The organism is Ruegeria sp. AL11 (genome assembly GCF_056540865.1).
This window is the reverse complement of the sequence record NZ_JBQFXO010000008.1, coordinates 52,256-68,727: the sequence shown is the minus strand read 5'-3', so window position 1 is coordinate 68,727 and position 16,472 is coordinate 52,256. Positions and strand designations below refer to the sequence as shown.

The window sequence follows — 16,472 nt, the reverse complement described above, 5'->3', positions numbered from 1 at the left end:
ATGGCAGCCTTCATATGGAAGATGAATGACATGATTGATCACACCCAAAGACTGCCATCGCCGCATTTCGGCGAACCGTATCTGTTGACTCCGGGCCCGTTGACCACGTCGCTGCCGGTGAAAGAGGCGATGCTGCGCGACTGGGGCAGCTGGGACGCCGATTTCCGCGCCATTACGGCTGAGTTGCGTAGCCGCCTGCTGGATATTCTGGGGCAGGACAAAGCCCGCTATGACTGTGTGCCTTTGCAGGGCAGCGGCTCTTACGTGGTCGAAGCGATGCTGGGCAGCTTTGTGCCCAAGGACGGCAAGGTGCTGGTGTTGTGCAACGGCGCCTATGGCAAACGAGCGGTGCAGACGCTGAGTTATCTTGGTCGCGACTGTGTCGTGATCGACATGGGGGACTATCTGCCTCCGCGCGGGGATCGGGTGGCCGCGGCTTTGCAGGCCGACCCCGCGATCACGCATGTGCTGGCCATCCATTGCGAGACCAGCTCGGGCATCCTCAACCCGCTGCAAGAGATCTCTGACGCCACGCAAGCGGCTGGCCGCAAGCTTTTGGTTGATTCCATGTCGGCCTTCGGTGCTGTTTCGCTCGAGCCGCATGTGATCCCGTTTCAGGCCATGGTCAGCTCGGCCAATAAATGCATCGAAGGCGTGCCAGGCTTTGGTTTTGTGATCGCCGAAACAGATGCGATCAAGGCGGCGGAAGGCAATAGCCATTCGCTCAGCCTGGATGTTCACGCCCAATGGGCCGCGATGGAGAAGACGGGCCAGTGGCGCTTTACCCCGCCCACGCATGTGGTCGCGTCCTTCATCGAAGCGCTGCGCGCGCATGAGGCCGAGGGCGGCGTCGCCGCACGGGGCGCGCGGTATCTCGAGAACCGCAAGACGCTGGTCAAAGGGATGCGCGGGCTGGGCTTTGTCACGTTGCTGGACGATGAGTGGCTGTCGCCGATCATCACCACCTTCTTCTGCCCCGATCATCCGAGTTTTGCGTTTCCAGATTTCTATAACCGCATGAAAACGCGCGGATTTATCCTGTATCCCGGCAAACTGACCGCGGCCGAAAGCTTCCGGATTGGCCACATCGGACAAGTCGATGCGCATGTGATGCAAGCGGTCGTTGACACCGCAGCCGAGGTGCTGCGTGACATGGGGGTCGACAGTGCCAGACCCTCGGACGAAACACTCAAACAGAAACAGGTTGAACCTGCCTGACGAAAGGAAAGACAATGAGCAAATTCAAAGCCGCCGTGTTTGATTGGGCGGGGACAATGGTCGATTTTGGATCATTCGCGCCAATGGGCGTGTTTGTGAAGGCCTTCGCCAAGTTCGACATCGAAGCCACGATCGAACAGGCCCGCGCACCAATGGGCGCGCCCAAATGGGATCACATCCGCTCCATGATGGATATGCCCGAAATCGCCTCCCAGTGGGAGGCAAAATACGGCAACGCGCCCACCGATCAGGATGTCGACAAGGTCTATGAGATCTTTGTGCCGATGAACGAAAGAGTCGCCGCCGACTACGCGGATCTGGTTCCGGGAGGCAAAGCTGCGATTGACGATCTGCGGTCCATGGGCCTCAAGATCGGATCGACCACGGGCTATACCCGCTCAATCATGGAGAACGTCCTGCCGGTTGCCGCCGCTCAAGGCTATGAGCCGGACAATTTGGTCTGTTCCGACGACCTGCCCGAAGGCCGCCCCGGCCCGCTGGGCATGTATAAATGCATGGTCGATCTGGTGGTCTATCCGCCAGCGGCGATCATCAAGGTCGATGACACCGAACCGGGCATCAAAGAGGGCGTCGCGGCTGGCTGTCTGACCGTAGGTGTGTCTTTGTCCGGCAACGCAGTGGGCAAGACACCGGAGGAACTGGCTGCTCTGTCCGCAGAAGAGGTTGACGAACTGCGCCAGCATGCGACCAAGATCCTGAAGGACGCCGGTGCGGACTATGTGATCGACACGGTTGCCGATCTGCCCGCGCTGATCCGTGAACTGGACAGCGCAGAGGCCTGACCCCATGCTGAAGAAGGCTCCGCGCAATTTTCTGTTCATCGTCATCGATCAGTTCCGCGCGGACCTTCTAACGGGTGCTTTAGGCCAGCATGTGCCGCTGCTCAACATTCGCGCTCTGGCCGCGCGGTCGGTGCATTTCCGCAACCATCATACAGTTGTGGTGCCCTGCGGTCCGGCCCGTGCAAGCTTGCTGACGGGTCAATACGCCATGAACCACGGATCGGTTCAGAACGGCGTTCCGCTGCGGCGCGATATCCCCAACCTTGCAACGGCGCTGCGCACCATTGGGCGAGAGCTGTTGTTGTTCGGCTATACAGATACGCAGCCTGATCCCAGAGGCTTGCACCCGAATGACCCGGCGCATCTCTCCTACACAGGGCCGATCCCAGGGATCACCGAGGTCACCGAGATGCGCGAGGAAGCGTGGGAGTGGCTCGCCCATCTCAGATCGCGTGGCTATGACGTGCCGGATGCAGGCGACCTGAATGCGCTCTACAAACCTAAGAACGACACCCTCGGAGGGCCTGCGCTCTATGACGCGCAGGACAGTGATACCGCGTACCTGACCGACCGGGTTTTGGCGCATCTTGACGTTCGCAAATCTCAGCCGTGGTCTGCCATGGTCACCTACATCCGGCCGCATCCCCCGTTTGTTGCCCCCGCGCCGTATAACGATTTGATCAACCCGCAGGACATCCCGCCACCGGTTGAGGCCACTTTTGAGCATCCTTTTTTCGAAGCCTATCATTCCCGCCCAAGCGGTACGGATATGTTCTGGGGTTTTGACGGACAGCAAGATGCCATGACGCCCGAGCAGATCGCTCTCTGCCGGTCCACCTATCTTGGGCTTGCCGCCGAAGTCGATCACCATATCGGTCGGATTTTTGAATGGTTGGAAAACGTGGGTCAGTTGAACGACACACTGATCGTGTTGACTGCCGATCACGGAGAGATGCTGGGCGATCTTGGTCTTTGGGGAAAGCAGACCCCGTTCCGCGCCGCCTCCCACGTGCCCCTGATGATCGGGCATCCAGATCTTGCGCCCGAAGATATCGACGTATTGACCCAGTCGATTGACGTGGCCCCGACGGTTCTGTCGGCGCTTGAGGCGACAACGCCGCCCGAGATGCAGGGCTGTAATCTTTTGGCGGCCAACCGACCCGACGGGCACGAGGCCATGGTAGAGCTTGAGCTTGGATCCGCGACCGGCCAAGGGCGCTTTGAAACCGCATGGCAGTGCCCGCCCGAGCATTGCCGCACAATCGCGTTTGAGAAAGACGGATACCGGCTTGCGCATTTCGCGACGGATATTGAGCCGATGCTTTTTGATGTCGAAAATGATCCCGATTGCACCCGGAATCTCGCGCGGGAAGATCTGCCCCGACTGCATCACCTGCGGGCTGAGGCGCTGTCACACAGGATGAGAAAAGGCTCGGTCTGAGGTGACCTCGGGGCCTGACTCCCAAAGCTTAAAACGGTTGAAAAAGCAAAGAAATTAACTCTGAGGTGAGGAATTCCGGAGCTTTTCAGAAATGCTTGCCGCAGTCTCAACAACCGACGCGGCCAAGGTTTCAAGCTTGTTGTCGGGGAATCTGGTGATGGGCCCAGACACTGAAACGCCAGCGACGACATTCTCCAACGAGTCGAATACAGGCGCCGCGATACAGCGTAGGCCTGGAAAACGCTCTTCATCGTCGATTGCCCATCCTCTTTGCCGGGATGTCTGCAGCTCGTTTTTGAGCTGTTGTTTGTCCGTAATCGAGTTGGGAGTCTGCTGGACCAGTGTCAGAGGGGACAACAGCTTTTCAAGCGCTGCTTCGTCCATATACGCCATGATGGCTTTGCCGACACCGGATGTGTGAAAGTATGCTGCGGTGCCATTTTTGATCGAGGCGCGGATCGGATTTTCGGATTCGACCTGGATCAGGTAAAGCAGCTGCCCACCTTCCTCGATGGCAAGGTTCACGGTCTCTCCGGTTTCCTTGGACAGCTTGCGCATCGCGGCTGGTGCGACCTCCAGCAAATTCGAGGCTTCCTCAAACGTGTTGCCGATCCGATAGGCCTGCGGTCCGACGCGCCACTTACCATGTTCGGCATCGTTAACCACCATTCCTCGCTGTTGAAGCGTGGTCAGAAGCCGGTGCGCCGTCGCCGTTGGAATGCCTGTCGTTCTTGCGATGTCGACAAGCGTCGCGCCCCGGGCATCTGCAATGGCAATCAGGACACGAATCCCACGATCCAGCGCCCCGACCAGAGACCCTGCGGGCTTTTCTTCATTCGCTTTCAGGCGTGGGCGCCCGCGTCTTGCAACTGTTTTTGGTTCGTTCATTTTTGGCGCGTTTGTCATCTGGCTTGTTGTGAAAAGAGTCTAGCTTGTTCGCAAGTGCAAAAAAATGAAAATAATAAATGGATTAAAAACAATAAATTGCGCCTATTTTGACGCTCAAAATGAAAGAGTTTCCAAAATATTTTGAAAAATCGCGAATCTGGCTTATCGTAGATTCTATCCGCTGGAGGGCGGGTTTGGTGCCAATGCCGAAGGGATATCGGCGACGGCCCAGTCTAGGGAGGAAACATGACAAAATCTTTGAACCGCAGAAACTTTCTGCGCGGCTCCGCTGTTGTAGGTGCTGGTGCGCTTGCTGCTCCGGCTGTCCATGCGCAGGAAGGAACGACAATGAAGATGCAGGCAGCCTGGGGCGGCGGCATCTTTCTTGAGAACGCGCAATCCTACGTCAACCGAGTCAACGAAATGTCCGGTGGCAAACTGACGATCGAACTTCTGCCTGTGAATTCGGTTGTGAAAACCAGCCAGATGCAGGACGCGGTCCACCGCGGCGTTCTGGACGCGGCGCATTACGTTCCGGCCTACTGGTACTCGAAATCCAAAACAGCATCGCTATTTGGTACGGGTCCGTGCTTTGGGTGGTCTAGCCAAGAGGTTCTGGGCTGGGTGAACTATGGCGGCGGTCAGGAACTGTTTGACGAGCTGATGGGCATCCTTGGCCTGAACGTTGTTTCATTCTTCAACTCGCCCATGCCCGCACAGCCATTGGGTTGGTTCAAAGAGGAAATCACAAGCTCGGATCAGATGAACGGTCTGAAGTACCGTACAGTTGGTCTTGCGGCAGATGTTCTGCTTGAGATGGGCATGTCCGTTGTGCAGCTGCCCGGGGGCGAGATCCAGCCCGCGATGAAGTCCGGCCTGATTGATGCGGCCGAGTTCAACAACCCCACATCCGACCGCGACTTTGGTATGCAGGACGTGTCCAAACACTATCATCTGGCCTCGTTCCACCAGAGCCAGGAGTTCTTCGAGGTCACGTTCAACAAAGACAAGTTCAACGCGCTTGCGCCCGAGCTTCAGGCGATCCTGAAATACGCGTCCGAGGCCGAGAACTCGAACTTCTACTGGAACAACACCAAGCGCTACGCCGACGATCTGGTTACGCTGGCCGAAGAGCAGGGCGTCAACGTGTATCGCACGCCCGACAGCGTGATGCAGGCCCAGCTTGAGGCTTGGGATGTTGTGGTCGAAAGGATCTCGAACGAAGATCCGTTCTTTGCCAAGGTCGTCGACAGCCAGAAGGCCTATGCGAAGACTGTCATGAACTACCTCAACCTCAACCAGCCGGACTACAAGCTGGCGTATAAGCACTACTTCGGCTGAGGCCTGACAACTCTTTGAAAACGGAAGGTCGCGCTGGTGCGCGGCTTTCTGAACTGCGGGCGGAACAGGCGAGGAACTGACCTTGATCAAGACAATCCACGCCATCGAAGGGCTAAGCCAATGGGTCGGCAAAGCCTTCGGTTGGTGCATCCTAATACTGACACTTTCGGTGTCCTACGAAGTGTTCGTCCGGTATGTGCTGAACAAGCCGACCGTCTGGGCGTTCGATATGATGGTGCAGATGTATGGCGCCCTGTTCCTGATGGCCGGGGCCTATGCGCTGGCGCAAGACGCGCATGTGCGCGGTGACGTGCTGTACCGCCTTTTCTCGGTCCGCTGGCAGGCGCGGGTCGATTTCGTTCTGTATATTATCTTTTTCTTCCCCGGCATGTTTGCCCTGTTCTGGTACGGCTGGGAAATTGCCAAGGACAGCTGGCGCTATGAAGAAGTCAGCTGGAACAGCCCCGCCAGAATTCAGATCTATTTCTTCAAAACTCTGATCCCGGTTGCCGGTGTTCTGCTGATGTTGCAAGGGCTTGCCGAGATGGCAAGATGCTGGCTTGCGATGCGAAATGGCGTCTGGCTCGACCGTCTGGATGACGTGCGCGAGACCGAAGACATGCTGATGGAATCAACCGTCGACCGAATTCATACAACAGGCACCAAGCAAGGAGGTCGCAGCGATGACTGACCCACAAGTCGCCATCCTGATGCTCAGCCTCTTTATTGTGCTGGTGCTGTTGGGCTTTCCGATTGCGTTCACACTGCTCGCCATGGGCGTCGCTTTCGGGTACTATGCCTACTACCAGTCCGCGCCCGAGAGCATTGCGGACATCTTCAACAACAACATCTTCTACCTGCTTAACCAGAACACCTATTCGGTGATGGAGAATGACACGCTTGTTGCCATCCCCTTGTTCCTGTTCATGGGCTACGTGGTCGAAAGGGCGAACATCGTCGACCGGTTGTTCTTTTCGCTCTACATGGCGGCCCGCAACCTGCCCGGATCTCTGGCGATTGCGGCTCTGCTAACGTGTGCGGTTTTCTCGACAGCGTCGGGGATTGTGGGCGCAGTTGTCACCCTGATGGGATTGCTGGCCTATCCGGCAATGGCCAACGCGGGATATCAGCGCAGTTTTGCCTCGGGCGTGATTTGTGCCGGTGGCACCTTGGGCATCCTGATCCCGCCGTCGATCATGCTGATCGTCTACGCTGCCATTGCCGAGCTTTCTCCTCTGCGCCTCTATGCAGCGGCGGTCTTTCCGGGCCTCATGCTGGCGGGTCTCTACATCGTCTACGTCATGGTGCGTGTCTGGCTGAACCCGTCGCTGGCCCCCAAACCGCAGGAGGATGATGTTCCGCCAAAACGGCAAATCTACATGGACCTGCTGATCTCGTTCGTGCCGTTGACCGTTTTGATCCTGCTGGTGCTTGGCTCAATCCTCGGCGGTCTTGCAACACCGGCCGAAGCGGCGGCGATGGGTGCCTTGGGCGGGCTTGTGCTGGCCGTGCTCTACCGGTCGCTCACCTGGGATAAAGTCAAGCAAAGCGTCTTCCTCACTGCCAAGGCCACTGCGATGGTGTGCTGGTTGTTCGTGGGCTCATGGACCTTTGCGTCGATCTTTTCGTATCTCGGCGGGCATGACGTGATCGAGCATTGGGTTGTAGGTATGAACCTTCAGCCCTGGCAGTTCCTGGTGCTTGCGCAGTTGATCATCTTCCTGCTGGGCTGGCCGCTAGAATGGTCCGAGATTCTGATCATCTTCGTGCCGATCTTCCTGCCCATGCTCGAAACGTTTGGCGTCAACCCGTATTTCTTCGCGATGCTGGTGGCTCTGAACTTGCAGACCTCATTCCTGACACCACCGATGGCTATGTCGGCCTACTATTTGAAGGGGGTCCTTAAGAACCAGATCCAGCTGATGGAGATCTTCCGAGGTCTGATGCCCTATCTGGCCATCGTGATCCTGTGCATGGTGCTGATGTATCAGTTCCCGGGTATCGCGCTGTGGCTGCCTGACTACCTCTTCGGGGTCTGGGTGCCATGACCAAACATGATCTGTCATTGTTCTCGGCGGTTGAATCCGCCGAGGGCATTCGGGACGGGCGTATCTTGTCCGAAGCACTGGTTGAGGACTGTCTCAAACGCATCGAAGAGACCGACAGCACCATCCGCGCTTGGGCTTATCTGGATGCAGGCGTAGCGCTGGATCAGGCGCGTGAGCTGGATCGCATTCGCAAGGCCGGACGGGCGACAGGCCCCTTGCACGGCGTGCCCATCGGGCTAAAGGACATTGTCGATACAAAAGACATGCCCACGCAGCGGGGCACACCGATCTTTTCGGGTCGGCAGCCGGAGGCAGATGCTAGGCTCGTAGAGTGCTTGCGCGAGGCCGGCGCCGTTATCATGGGCAAGACCAAGACGACCGAGCTTGCCTTCATGCATCCGACCGACACGACCAACCCTTTCGACACGTCTAGAACACCAGGGGGGTCGTCCAGCGGATCTGCTGCGGCCGTTGCGGCAAGACATGTGCCTCTGGCCATCGGCACTCAGACCGGGGGCTCGGTCATCCGTCCGGCCTCTTATTGCGGCGTCTATGGTTTCAAACCCTCGCGCGGAATGATCTCGCGACATGGGGTTTTCAGGACGTCGGTCTCTTTGGACCACGTTGGGGGGTTCGCCAACGCGCTGGAAGATATCGCTTTGTTGACAGACGTGGTGGCTGGATATGACCAGCGCGACCCCGCCAGCTTTGCCCGGCCGCGAGCAGATATGCTAGCCGGTGCGCAGGCGGAGGTTCCGGTCGAACCGAACATTGCCTGGCTGAATTTTCCGTTCAACGACCGCCTTGATGAAGATGCCCTTGAGGGGCTGAACGCTGTCATTGAAGGGCTTGGTGGAAGGGTCGAGCGTTTTTCGGTATCGCCGCAACTGGCCGATCTGATCACCGTTCACAAAACGATCTATGACTACGAAATTCGCCAGAACATGGCCGAAATCTCGAACGCGCATTGGCCGGAGCTCAGCCCTGAGATGCAATCCGCAATCACCCGCGGCGGAGATATCAACGAGGCCCAATATGAAGACGCCTTGGCAGTCATGGCGTCCGCGCAAGGCTTCTTTGCCGAGTATTTCAATGAATTCGACGCGATCTTGGCCCCGGCAGCCACCGGCGAAGCCGTTCCGCTGAGCGCGGGCCATACCGGAGATTCCGTTTTCTGCCTCACCTGGACGCTGGCAGGTTTGCCCTGCCTTACGCTGCCTTTGTTGGTGGGGCAGAATGACCTGCCCATTGGTGTCCAGCTGATCGGCGCGATTGAAGAAGACGACCGGCTTCTTCGGACAGCTTCATGGGTTCAAAGAACCCTCAGAACGCAAGAATAGAAGGGAGAATAATCCTATGTCACGACTGACAAATATTCTTATGGGCCTCATCGGCACCGGCCTGATGATGGTGTTCGTTCTCGGCCTTGCCCACAGTATCTCGACCGGTTTCGCCGGGTTCTGGGGTGGGTTTCCGTTCTTGTGTATTGCGGTCTTCGTCATAGCCCTTGCGCTGTACAATTTCTGGGAAGACGCGATCAAAAAGGACTGACCCCATGAGCGATAGACCCGTTCTCTGGCTACCGCGTCGGGTGTCCGATGCCACGATTGCGCGCGCGCGGCAAGGCTATGATGTGATCCTGAACGAGGCCGACACGCCAGGCATGGCAGACGAGATCATCGCCATGAGCGCCAAGGTCGACGCGATGATGCCGTGTCACTCGGAGCATTTCTCGGCCGAGGTCGTCTCAAAGCTTGATCCACGGCTGAAGATTGTGGCGAACCATTCAGTGGGCGTGGATCATTGCGACCTTCCGGCGCTGGCGGCGAAGGGGATTGTTGTGACAAACACACCTGACGTCCTGTCAGACGCCACGGCTGAGCTTGCGATGTTGCTGATGCTGGGCGCGGCGCGGCACGCGGTCCGAGGGGACCGCCTAATGCGCACCGGTGCCTGGGACAGCTGGAGCCCGTCTTTCATGGTCGGCAAACAGCTGACCGGCGCTCGGCTTGGGATTGTCGGTATGGGCCGTGTGGGCCGCGCATTCGCAGAAAAGGCGCGCGGATTTGATATGGAGGTTCACTACTTCAACCGCACCCGCCTGTCGCCTGAACAAGAGCAAGGCGCGACATATCACGACAGCATCGATACTTTGTTGACGGTCGCGGATTTCCTGTCGCTGCATTGTCCCGCAACACCGGAAACCATGAACCTGATGGATTCTGAAAACCTGGCAAAGCTGCCTGACGGCGCGGTTCTGGTGAACTCGGCAAGGGGTGCGCTTGTTGACGAAGACGCTTTGCTGAGCGCAATCGAAAGCGGAAAGCTGGCGGCTGCCGGGCTTGATTGTTTCAAGACCGAACCGGGTGGAAACCCAAAATTCGCCGCGCACGAAAACATCTTCATGTTGCCGCATATCGGCAGTGCCACAACCAAAACCCGAGACGCTATGGGCTTTCGAGCGTTGGACAATCTGGATGCTTTTTTTGCGGGTCAAACACCGCGAGACCTTTTGTAGTAGAGGACATAAGTAATGGCTAAACTTGCTTTTCTCGGCCTGGGCGTGATGGGCTATCCGATGGCAGGCCACTTACAGGCTGCAGGCCACGACGTGACTGTTTTCAACCGGACGGCAGCCAAAGCCGAAGCCTGGGTTGCCGAACATGGTGGCTCGATGGCCGCAACCCCGCGCGAGGCGGCCGAGGGGGCAGAATTTGTCATGACCTGTGTGGGGAATGACGATGACCTACGCAGCGTTTGCACCGGGGCAGACGGAGCTTTCTCCGGGATGTCGCAAAGCACAACGCTCGTGGATCACACGACCGTTTCAGCTAAAGTCACACGCGAGTTGAATGCGGCAGCGAAGGATCAGGGTTTGGGCTTTGTAGACGCGCCGATTTCGGGCGGTCAGGCGGGGGCCGAAAACGGTGTCCTTTCGATCATGTGCGGCGGGGATCAGTCTGTTTACGATGCAGCCGAGCCGATCATGCAGGTCTATTCGAAGATCTGTCGTCGGATTGGCGAAAGCGGTGCGGGTCAGATGACGAAGATGAGCAACCAGATTGCGATCGCCGGTCTGGTTCAGGGTTTGAGTGAAGCCCTGCACTTTGCCGAGAAAGCCGGTCTGGACGGGCGCGCGGTCGTCGAGGTTATCAGCCAAGGCGCAGCTGGAAGCTGGCAGATGGCGAACAGGTACGAGACGATGCTGGACGACCACTTTGACCACGGGTTTGCCGTAGATTGGATGCGCAAAGATCTGGGGATTTGTCTTGATACTGCAAATGAAACCGGGGCGAGCCTTCCGGTGACGGCGTTGGTCGATCAGTTTTACAAGGATGTTCAGAAACTCGGCGGCGGCCGCTGGGATACTTCGTCTTTGCTAAAGAGACTTCGGGCTCTGGATTGAACAACACGTCTGCGATTTCGATGCCTCCCAGCCGAGCGCTTGCAAAGCAAACCGAGGTAGGGCGGCGATTTGCCTGACACGCAGTTCAAGCGCCAGATGGTTCGCTAACCCAGACGCTTCTTGAACCTCAGCGTTGCTGCCAGCAATCCGAAAATGGCAAAGCCGATCATCCACAGGATCTCTGACCGCAGATCATAGAGAGAGGCATCGCGCAGAACCACGCCTCGGATCATCTCCATGAAATGCGTCGCCGGCAGCACCTGTGCGATGATTTGCACCGGATGGGGCATGCCGTCGAACGGGAACATGAACCCCGACATCAGGATCGATGGCAGCAGGATAAAGAGGGTCATCTGCATCGACTGAAGCTGGTTCTGGGCCAGAGTTGAAATCACCAGCCCCAACGACAGGCTGGCGATGATGAACAACAGCGTCACCACCAGCAATGTGCCCAGCCCTCCGTTTATGGGGACGTCAAACAGCAGATGACCTAGCCCCAGAATGATCGCGACCTGGATCAGACCCAGAAAGATGTAGGGGATGATCTTGCCCAGCATCAACTCGATCGACTTGATCGGCGTGTTGATCAGCATCTCCATATTGCCGCGTTCGCGTTCCCGAACGATCGCGGCCGAGGTGAACAGGATCATCGTCATCGTCAGGATCACCCCCACAAGACCCGGCACGATATTGACCGCTGATCGCTGTTCAGGGTTGAAGTACAGCGTCACCTCAAATGTCGGAACCTGCCGGTTTGCAGGCAGTCTTAGTAGTTCGGTCAAGGGCATTGTCCGCAGGGATTTGATCGCGCTTGCCACCATCGTGTCCGAGCCATCGACGATCCAATGCGCGACGGGTCGACTGCTGGTTTGATCTGTTGAATTGGGCAAGCCTAGCCCGACAGACGGGCTGCGGGCAAGGCGTTGGCTGACGTCTGGGGGGATGATCAGTGCGGCCCGCACGCGGGATTGTGTGATCGCGCGCTCGGCCTCTTGTGGCGTTGTCAGTTGCTCGGTGACGGTTACGACCTGTGTGGCCTGAACCATCTGAGACAACATTCGGGATAGCTCGGTTTGGGATTGATCGACCACAGCCACAGGCACGTGGCGCAGATTGGTGTTGATCGCGTATCCGAATAACAAAAGCTGGATCAGCGGGATCATGATGACCATGGCGAAGGTCATCCTGTCCCGACGCAGTTGCAACAGCTCTTTCCTAAGGACGGCTGCGATCCGGCGGGCCGAGATCATGGGTCTTCCCCCCGCGTGGCGCTGACAAAGACATCCTCGAGATTTGGCCTCTGGGGTGTCAGAGACAGATCGGAAAACCCCTCGAGCCGGGCGCGCAGCATGTCCACCGGCTGGGGTTCGGACTTGTCCACCAGAACCCGCAAGCGAGAGCCGACCTGAGCGGTCGACAGTATCTTTGGTGTGCCGTCCAGCTCATGTTTGACCTTGCGCAGATCCGGGCCTTCGACCTCGACAACGTCGGCTTGAAGATCATTCATAAGCTGGCGCGGTGATCCGTCCGCTTTCTTGACACCATGCTGAAGGATGGCCAGACGGTGGCAGCGCTCGGCCTCATCCATAAAATGGGTGGAAACGATCATGGTGGCACCCTGATCGACCAGATCGAACAATTGCTCCCAGAATGTGCGGCGTGTTTCGGGATCAACGGCTGAGGTCGGCTCGTCCAGAAAAAGTAGTTTTGGCCGGTGAAGGATCGTGGCCGCAAGGGCCAGCTTTTGCCGCTGCCCTCCGCTCATGCTGCCGCTGAGTTGATTTACGTTGGTCGTCAGGTCGTAAGTGTGTAGCAGCTCGTCAATCCGATCTTTCGCTGCTTTTGCCGGGATACCGTAGATTTCTGCGGCGAACCTGAGGTTCTCCAGTACCGTCAGGTCGCGGTAGTAGGAGAAGATCTGGGTCATGTACCCGATCTCATTCTTCAGCGGTTCAGCCGCCTCAGGCATAGATCGACCCAGAACCGAGATGGATCCGCTGGTCGGTGTCAGTAGCCCGGTCAACATGCGCATGGTCGTGGTCTTGCCGCAGCCGTTGGGGCCAAGAAACCCGTAGATCTGGCCTGTTCTAATCTCAAGATCCAGATCGTTGACGGCGGTGTTTGTTCCAAACTGCCGGGTCAGGCCGCGTGTCGATACGACGACATCTGTCATGGCATGGGAACCTGCACTGGAACGCCGGCTGGCAGATCCGGCGACGCGGTGGGCAGGTCAATCTCGGCCAGATAGACAAGCCGCGTTCGGTCATCTTGGTTCAAGCCATAGTAGGGCGTAAAGGACGCGTCATCGCTGATCCAACGGACCACGCCGTCCAGCGGGTCATCCAGCCCATCGACATTCACCTTCAGCGTATCGCCGGGTTTCAGGTTCACGCGATGCGGTTCGGGCACATAGACGCGGGCATAGGGTGTTTGCCCCGTGACCAGAACGGCCACCGGGCTGCCGGTTGTAACCCGTTCGCCAAGGTTCCAGGGCAGCGAATCCAACACGCCATCGCGCGTCGCGACAACGGTCAGATCCTCCAAGACGGTCTGTTCCGCGTCAACCGACGCTTCGGCTGCACGGACGTTGGCTTCGGCGACGGCCAGATCTTCGGGACGACTGCCGTTCTGAAGCTCTTTCAACGTTTCCTGAGCACCGACCAATTCGGCCCGCGCCGAGTCCCGCAAGGCCAGATCATTTGCAACCTGCGCCTCGGTCACGACCGAGTTTTCCACCAAGCGGGCATTGCGTTCATAGATTGCTTCAGCATCGGCCAATCGCGCTGTGGCTCCGGCGACCTTGGCTTCGGCAATTGCGATCTCTTCCTCGCGCGGCCCAACCTGCAGTTTCAAAAGCGTGGCTTTTGCCTTTTCCAGTTCGGCCTGCGCCAAGTTCAGCTTTGCGGTCTGCAATGTTGGGTCTAGTTGAACCAGCGTGTCTCCGGCCATGACGAGCGAGCCTTCGGCAACGGGAAGATCGACGATGATTTCGCTGGCCGTCGCGGTCAATGCGACGCGGTCGCGTGCCAGTACGCCAAGGGCCACACTCGTATCCGAGGCAGAGCATCGGTCCAGAACCGCAGGCAGCATTGCCGCCAATATCAAAGGTACGGGGATCGACAAATTCAGCAAGGGGTCCCTCCGGGTTTTAACCTCTGGTCGCGTTGGGCAGTTTGTTGAACCATACAATCATGAAATCGGAATTGTATATATTGTCCAGCCATCCACGGAGGCCGCGCCGATCCTGCAATGCGTTTCGCCGGGCTCAAGCCTTAAGCTTGTCCTGACAAACCATTTCCCTGCCATGCCTTCGGCAGTGTTGGATCAATGGGGTTCTCAAAAGCATCAAAAGTCAAAACGCGCGCTTTCATAGCGAGCGAATAGAACGTCACAGTCATCAGACTCCGGTCGAATGGGCCTAGGGAAATCTAGAATTTCAAACCCGTTCTGACCCATGAAAGAGACCAGCTCCGAGAACCTGTATCCACCCACATAGCGCCGTTTCACATTCGCTTCGGCCAACACAAATTCGGTTCTTTTCAGGGTTTCTGTTGCGCCTTTCATGACCTCCAGCTCGAACCCTTCGGTATCAATCTTGATGCCGATCGGGCCATGCAGGTCCGCCGTCAGACTGTCCAGCCTACGCATCGGAACCTCGCGCGTTTCAAACGATGCGAACTGGGCTTTATTGCGTCCTTCGAACTCCATGGCCGTTGCTCGGCTCGTGCGGGTTTTCGTAGCCGTCGAGGGGATGTTGACCGTGATGTTGCCGTCTTCGGGACCTAGGGCGCAGCACTCGAACCGAAAATCCAGTTTGCCTTCGTATTTTTGGACCCTTTTCTGGGATTCGATCAACGGGTCCACAAGCAGGAACTTTGCTTGCGGAAATGCGTCGTAGATCATCGGGGTGCCCTGATCTACGCCAATATCGATGACGGATTCAGGCTGAAACCCGAAGCCCCGCAAAACCGCAGCCGTGGGTTTGGTCTGTTCGATCTCAAACCCCCGGCGCGACAAGGCGCGAAACAACTTGCGCGGTCGGATTTCGGCGCCCGGCTCTTTTGGCGCTAGGTCTACCCCCAGTTCACGCAGGTGACGAAGGAACAGGCGAGGGGTTGAACGTGTCATGTCGCGGGCCGGTCTGGTTGGTGGTCAAGAAGGATGTTCATCAGCTTGGGGCTTATCACCTCGGGCGCGTGTGTCTGCGCATGGTTCGAACAGGCCTGTCGCAGCCTCTGATACTCGGCGGTTTCCATCTGCAGCGACCGGATCATGGCGCGGATCAACCCTCGGGGCAAGCTTGGGTCATAGAGCGTTGTTTCATGCAATTCCGGCGGTGTGATTTCTTTCATTTCGCGCAAGGCAGGACCGATGATCGGCAGCCCAAAACTTAAGGCCAGTGAAACAGTTCCCGAGCTGAACAGCTCGGAATAGGGAGCCAGAAAGAAATGCGCGTTCGAGAAGATCTCTGGGATCTCCTCATCCGGGATACGGTCGGTTCTGAGCGATATGTTCCGGTTCCAACCGAGGCGCCTCAGCAACCGTCTTTGGCTGCCGAAAGCCTTGCCGTACATGTTCAGACTATAGTCATAGTCCCGCTTTGTCAGCTTGGCGGCGGCGTCCCGGATGCGCTCGGCCCCTTTTTCACCCCGAAACATGCCGAAGAACAAGAACGTGGTTGGGCTGCGATCCGGCATAGGACGCGCCAGTGTGATCTCTTGCGGCTCATATGACCCGAGGTAGCTTGGATGGGAAATCACATGAATGCGGCTCGGGTCGGCCCCGTATTCCGAGATCATGTGATCGCGGGCATGGGGGGCGTGCACGTGGATGGCGTCGACCCGTTTGACCAGCGATTGGCGGGCCTCGAGAAAGCCGTCAAGGCTGATCACCTTATGCGGGCGGGCGTTGTGAATGGTCCAGACCAACCGACCGCCCTGCGCGCGGTAGCTGTCAATCGACTGTTCCGCCTTGCGCAAAAGATCCGCGTTCTTCTCCGCATCGGCCTCACGGCCAAAAATCCGGTCATCCCAATGCAGATGGGTGACAGGGTGTTCGGCTGCATCCAAACTTAACATAGCGCCTTTGCCGCCGCCCACAAACGCGACCCCGTCAGCCGCACAGCGATACATCAGATTGCGCTGATAGGGGTTCCCGCCTGCGGTCGGAATGTTGAGGACCTGCACCGGATTTCCGCTGTTCACAAGGACCCGCCGATTTCGTCTTGGGCGGGCGTGGCGTGTTTCATTCTGGGGTTCGGCGAAACTGTCACTTGGCTCATATCTACCCAAATTAAAGGGTCTGTTATCGACTGCATTCAACGAAAT

At 57.7% G+C, this 16,472-nt stretch carries 16 protein-coding genes; 10 read left to right on the top strand and 6 right to left on the bottom strand.

Annotated elements, in window-relative coordinates; all coding sequences use genetic code 11:
- Window positions 1-30 precede the first annotated feature (30 nt).
- Genes ACR0IP_RS14005 through ACR0IP_RS13995 form a run of 3 tightly spaced genes read left to right on the top strand, consistent with a single transcriptional unit; the run spans window position 31 to window position 3,462 of the window.
- Entirely contained in the window at window positions 31-1,218 is a 1,188-nt protein-coding gene (locus tag ACR0IP_RS14005; protein WP_480526213.1) for a 2-aminoethylphosphonate--pyruvate transaminase, read from the top strand.
- Window positions 1,219-1,232: 14 nt separating this feature from the next.
- Entirely contained in the window at window positions 1,233-2,021 is a 789-nt protein-coding gene (gene phnX, locus ACR0IP_RS14000; RefSeq protein WP_480526211.1) for a phosphonoacetaldehyde hydrolase, read from the top strand.
- Window positions 2,022-2,025: 4 nt separating this feature from the next.
- The gene (locus ACR0IP_RS13995) at window positions 2,026-3,462 is read left to right on the top strand and encodes a sulfatase-like hydrolase/transferase (RefSeq protein WP_480526209.1); all 1,437 of its coding nucleotides are present in this window, start codon (window positions 2,026-2,028) and stop codon (window positions 3,460-3,462) included.
- 54 nt (window positions 3,463-3,516) lie between these two features.
- Here the strand turns inward: ACR0IP_RS13995 and ACR0IP_RS13990 are convergent, their stop codons facing one another.
- Entirely contained in the window at window positions 3,517-4,350 is an 834-nt protein-coding gene (locus ACR0IP_RS13990; protein ID WP_480526207.1) for an IclR family transcriptional regulator, read from the bottom strand.
- Window positions 4,351-4,596: 246 nt separating this feature from the next.
- On the opposite strand from ACR0IP_RS13990, the gene ACR0IP_RS13985 reads away from it, so the two are divergent.
- The 7 genes from ACR0IP_RS13985 (at window position 4,597) to ACR0IP_RS13955 (ending at window position 11,145) form a co-directional block, all read left to right on the top strand.
- Complete coding sequence (locus ACR0IP_RS13985) at window positions 4,597-5,691, top strand: TRAP transporter substrate-binding protein (RefSeq protein WP_170380352.1); 1,095 nt, start codon at window positions 4,597-4,599, stop codon at window positions 5,689-5,691.
- An 82-nt stretch (window positions 5,692-5,773) separates the two neighbouring features.
- Window positions 5,774-6,382 (top strand): TRAP transporter small permease subunit, encoded by a 609-nt coding sequence (locus ACR0IP_RS13980; protein WP_170380353.1) that lies wholly within the window; start codon window positions 5,774-5,776, stop codon window positions 6,380-6,382.
- Window positions 6,375-7,739 (top strand): TRAP transporter large permease, encoded by a 1,365-nt coding sequence (locus ACR0IP_RS13975; protein WP_170380354.1) that lies wholly within the window; start codon window positions 6,375-6,377, stop codon window positions 7,737-7,739. Before ACR0IP_RS13980 ends, ACR0IP_RS13975 begins: the two co-directional genes overlap by 8 nt.
- Window positions 7,736-9,079: an amidase gene (locus tag ACR0IP_RS13970; RefSeq protein WP_480526204.1), complete on the top strand. Its 1,344-nt coding sequence runs from the start codon at window positions 7,736-7,738 to the stop codon at window positions 9,077-9,079. Before ACR0IP_RS13975 ends, ACR0IP_RS13970 begins: the two co-directional genes overlap by 4 nt.
- A 16-nt stretch (window positions 9,080-9,095) precedes the next feature.
- Entirely contained in the window at window positions 9,096-9,290 is a 195-nt protein-coding gene (locus ACR0IP_RS13965) for a hypothetical protein (RefSeq protein ID WP_170380356.1), read from the top strand.
- 4 nt (window positions 9,291-9,294) lie between these two features.
- Window positions 9,295-10,257 carry a 2-hydroxyacid dehydrogenase gene (locus tag ACR0IP_RS13960; protein WP_480526202.1) on the top strand — a complete coding sequence of 321 codons (963 nt, stop codon included), beginning with the start codon at window positions 9,295-9,297 and terminating at the stop codon, window positions 10,255-10,257.
- A gap of 15 nt (window positions 10,258-10,272) precedes the next feature.
- The gene (locus tag ACR0IP_RS13955) at window positions 10,273-11,145 is read left to right on the top strand and encodes an NAD(P)-dependent oxidoreductase (RefSeq protein ID WP_480526200.1); all 873 of its coding nucleotides are present in this window, start codon (window positions 10,273-10,275) and stop codon (window positions 11,143-11,145) included.
- A 104-nt stretch (window positions 11,146-11,249) separates the two neighbouring features.
- Here the strand turns inward: ACR0IP_RS13955 and ACR0IP_RS13950 are convergent, their stop codons facing one another.
- From ACR0IP_RS13950 to ACR0IP_RS13930, 5 genes are all read right to left on the bottom strand, one after another.
- A complete protein-coding gene (locus ACR0IP_RS13950; protein ID WP_480526198.1) occupies window positions 11,250-12,395 on the bottom strand; it encodes an ABC transporter permease in 1,146 nt (381 codons plus the stop codon).
- Complete coding sequence (locus tag ACR0IP_RS13945; protein WP_480526196.1) at window positions 12,392-13,318, bottom strand: ABC transporter ATP-binding protein; 927 nt, start codon at window positions 13,316-13,318, stop codon at window positions 12,392-12,394. The genes ACR0IP_RS13950 and ACR0IP_RS13945 overlap by 4 nt, the downstream gene beginning before the upstream one ends.
- Entirely contained in the window at window positions 13,315-14,277 is a 963-nt protein-coding gene (locus tag ACR0IP_RS13940) for an HlyD family secretion protein (RefSeq protein ID WP_480526194.1), read from the bottom strand. Before ACR0IP_RS13940 ends, ACR0IP_RS13945 begins: the two co-directional genes overlap by 4 nt.
- A gap of 213 nt (window positions 14,278-14,490) precedes the next feature.
- A complete protein-coding gene (locus ACR0IP_RS13935; RefSeq protein WP_480526192.1) occupies window positions 14,491-15,273 on the bottom strand; it encodes an FkbM family methyltransferase in 783 nt (260 codons plus the stop codon).
- Window positions 15,270-16,349 (bottom strand): glycosyltransferase family 4 protein, encoded by a 1,080-nt coding sequence (locus ACR0IP_RS13930; protein WP_480526190.1) that lies wholly within the window; start codon window positions 16,347-16,349, stop codon window positions 15,270-15,272. The genes ACR0IP_RS13935 and ACR0IP_RS13930 overlap by 4 nt, the downstream gene beginning before the upstream one ends.
- Between the last annotated feature and the right edge of the window lie 123 nt (window positions 16,350-16,472).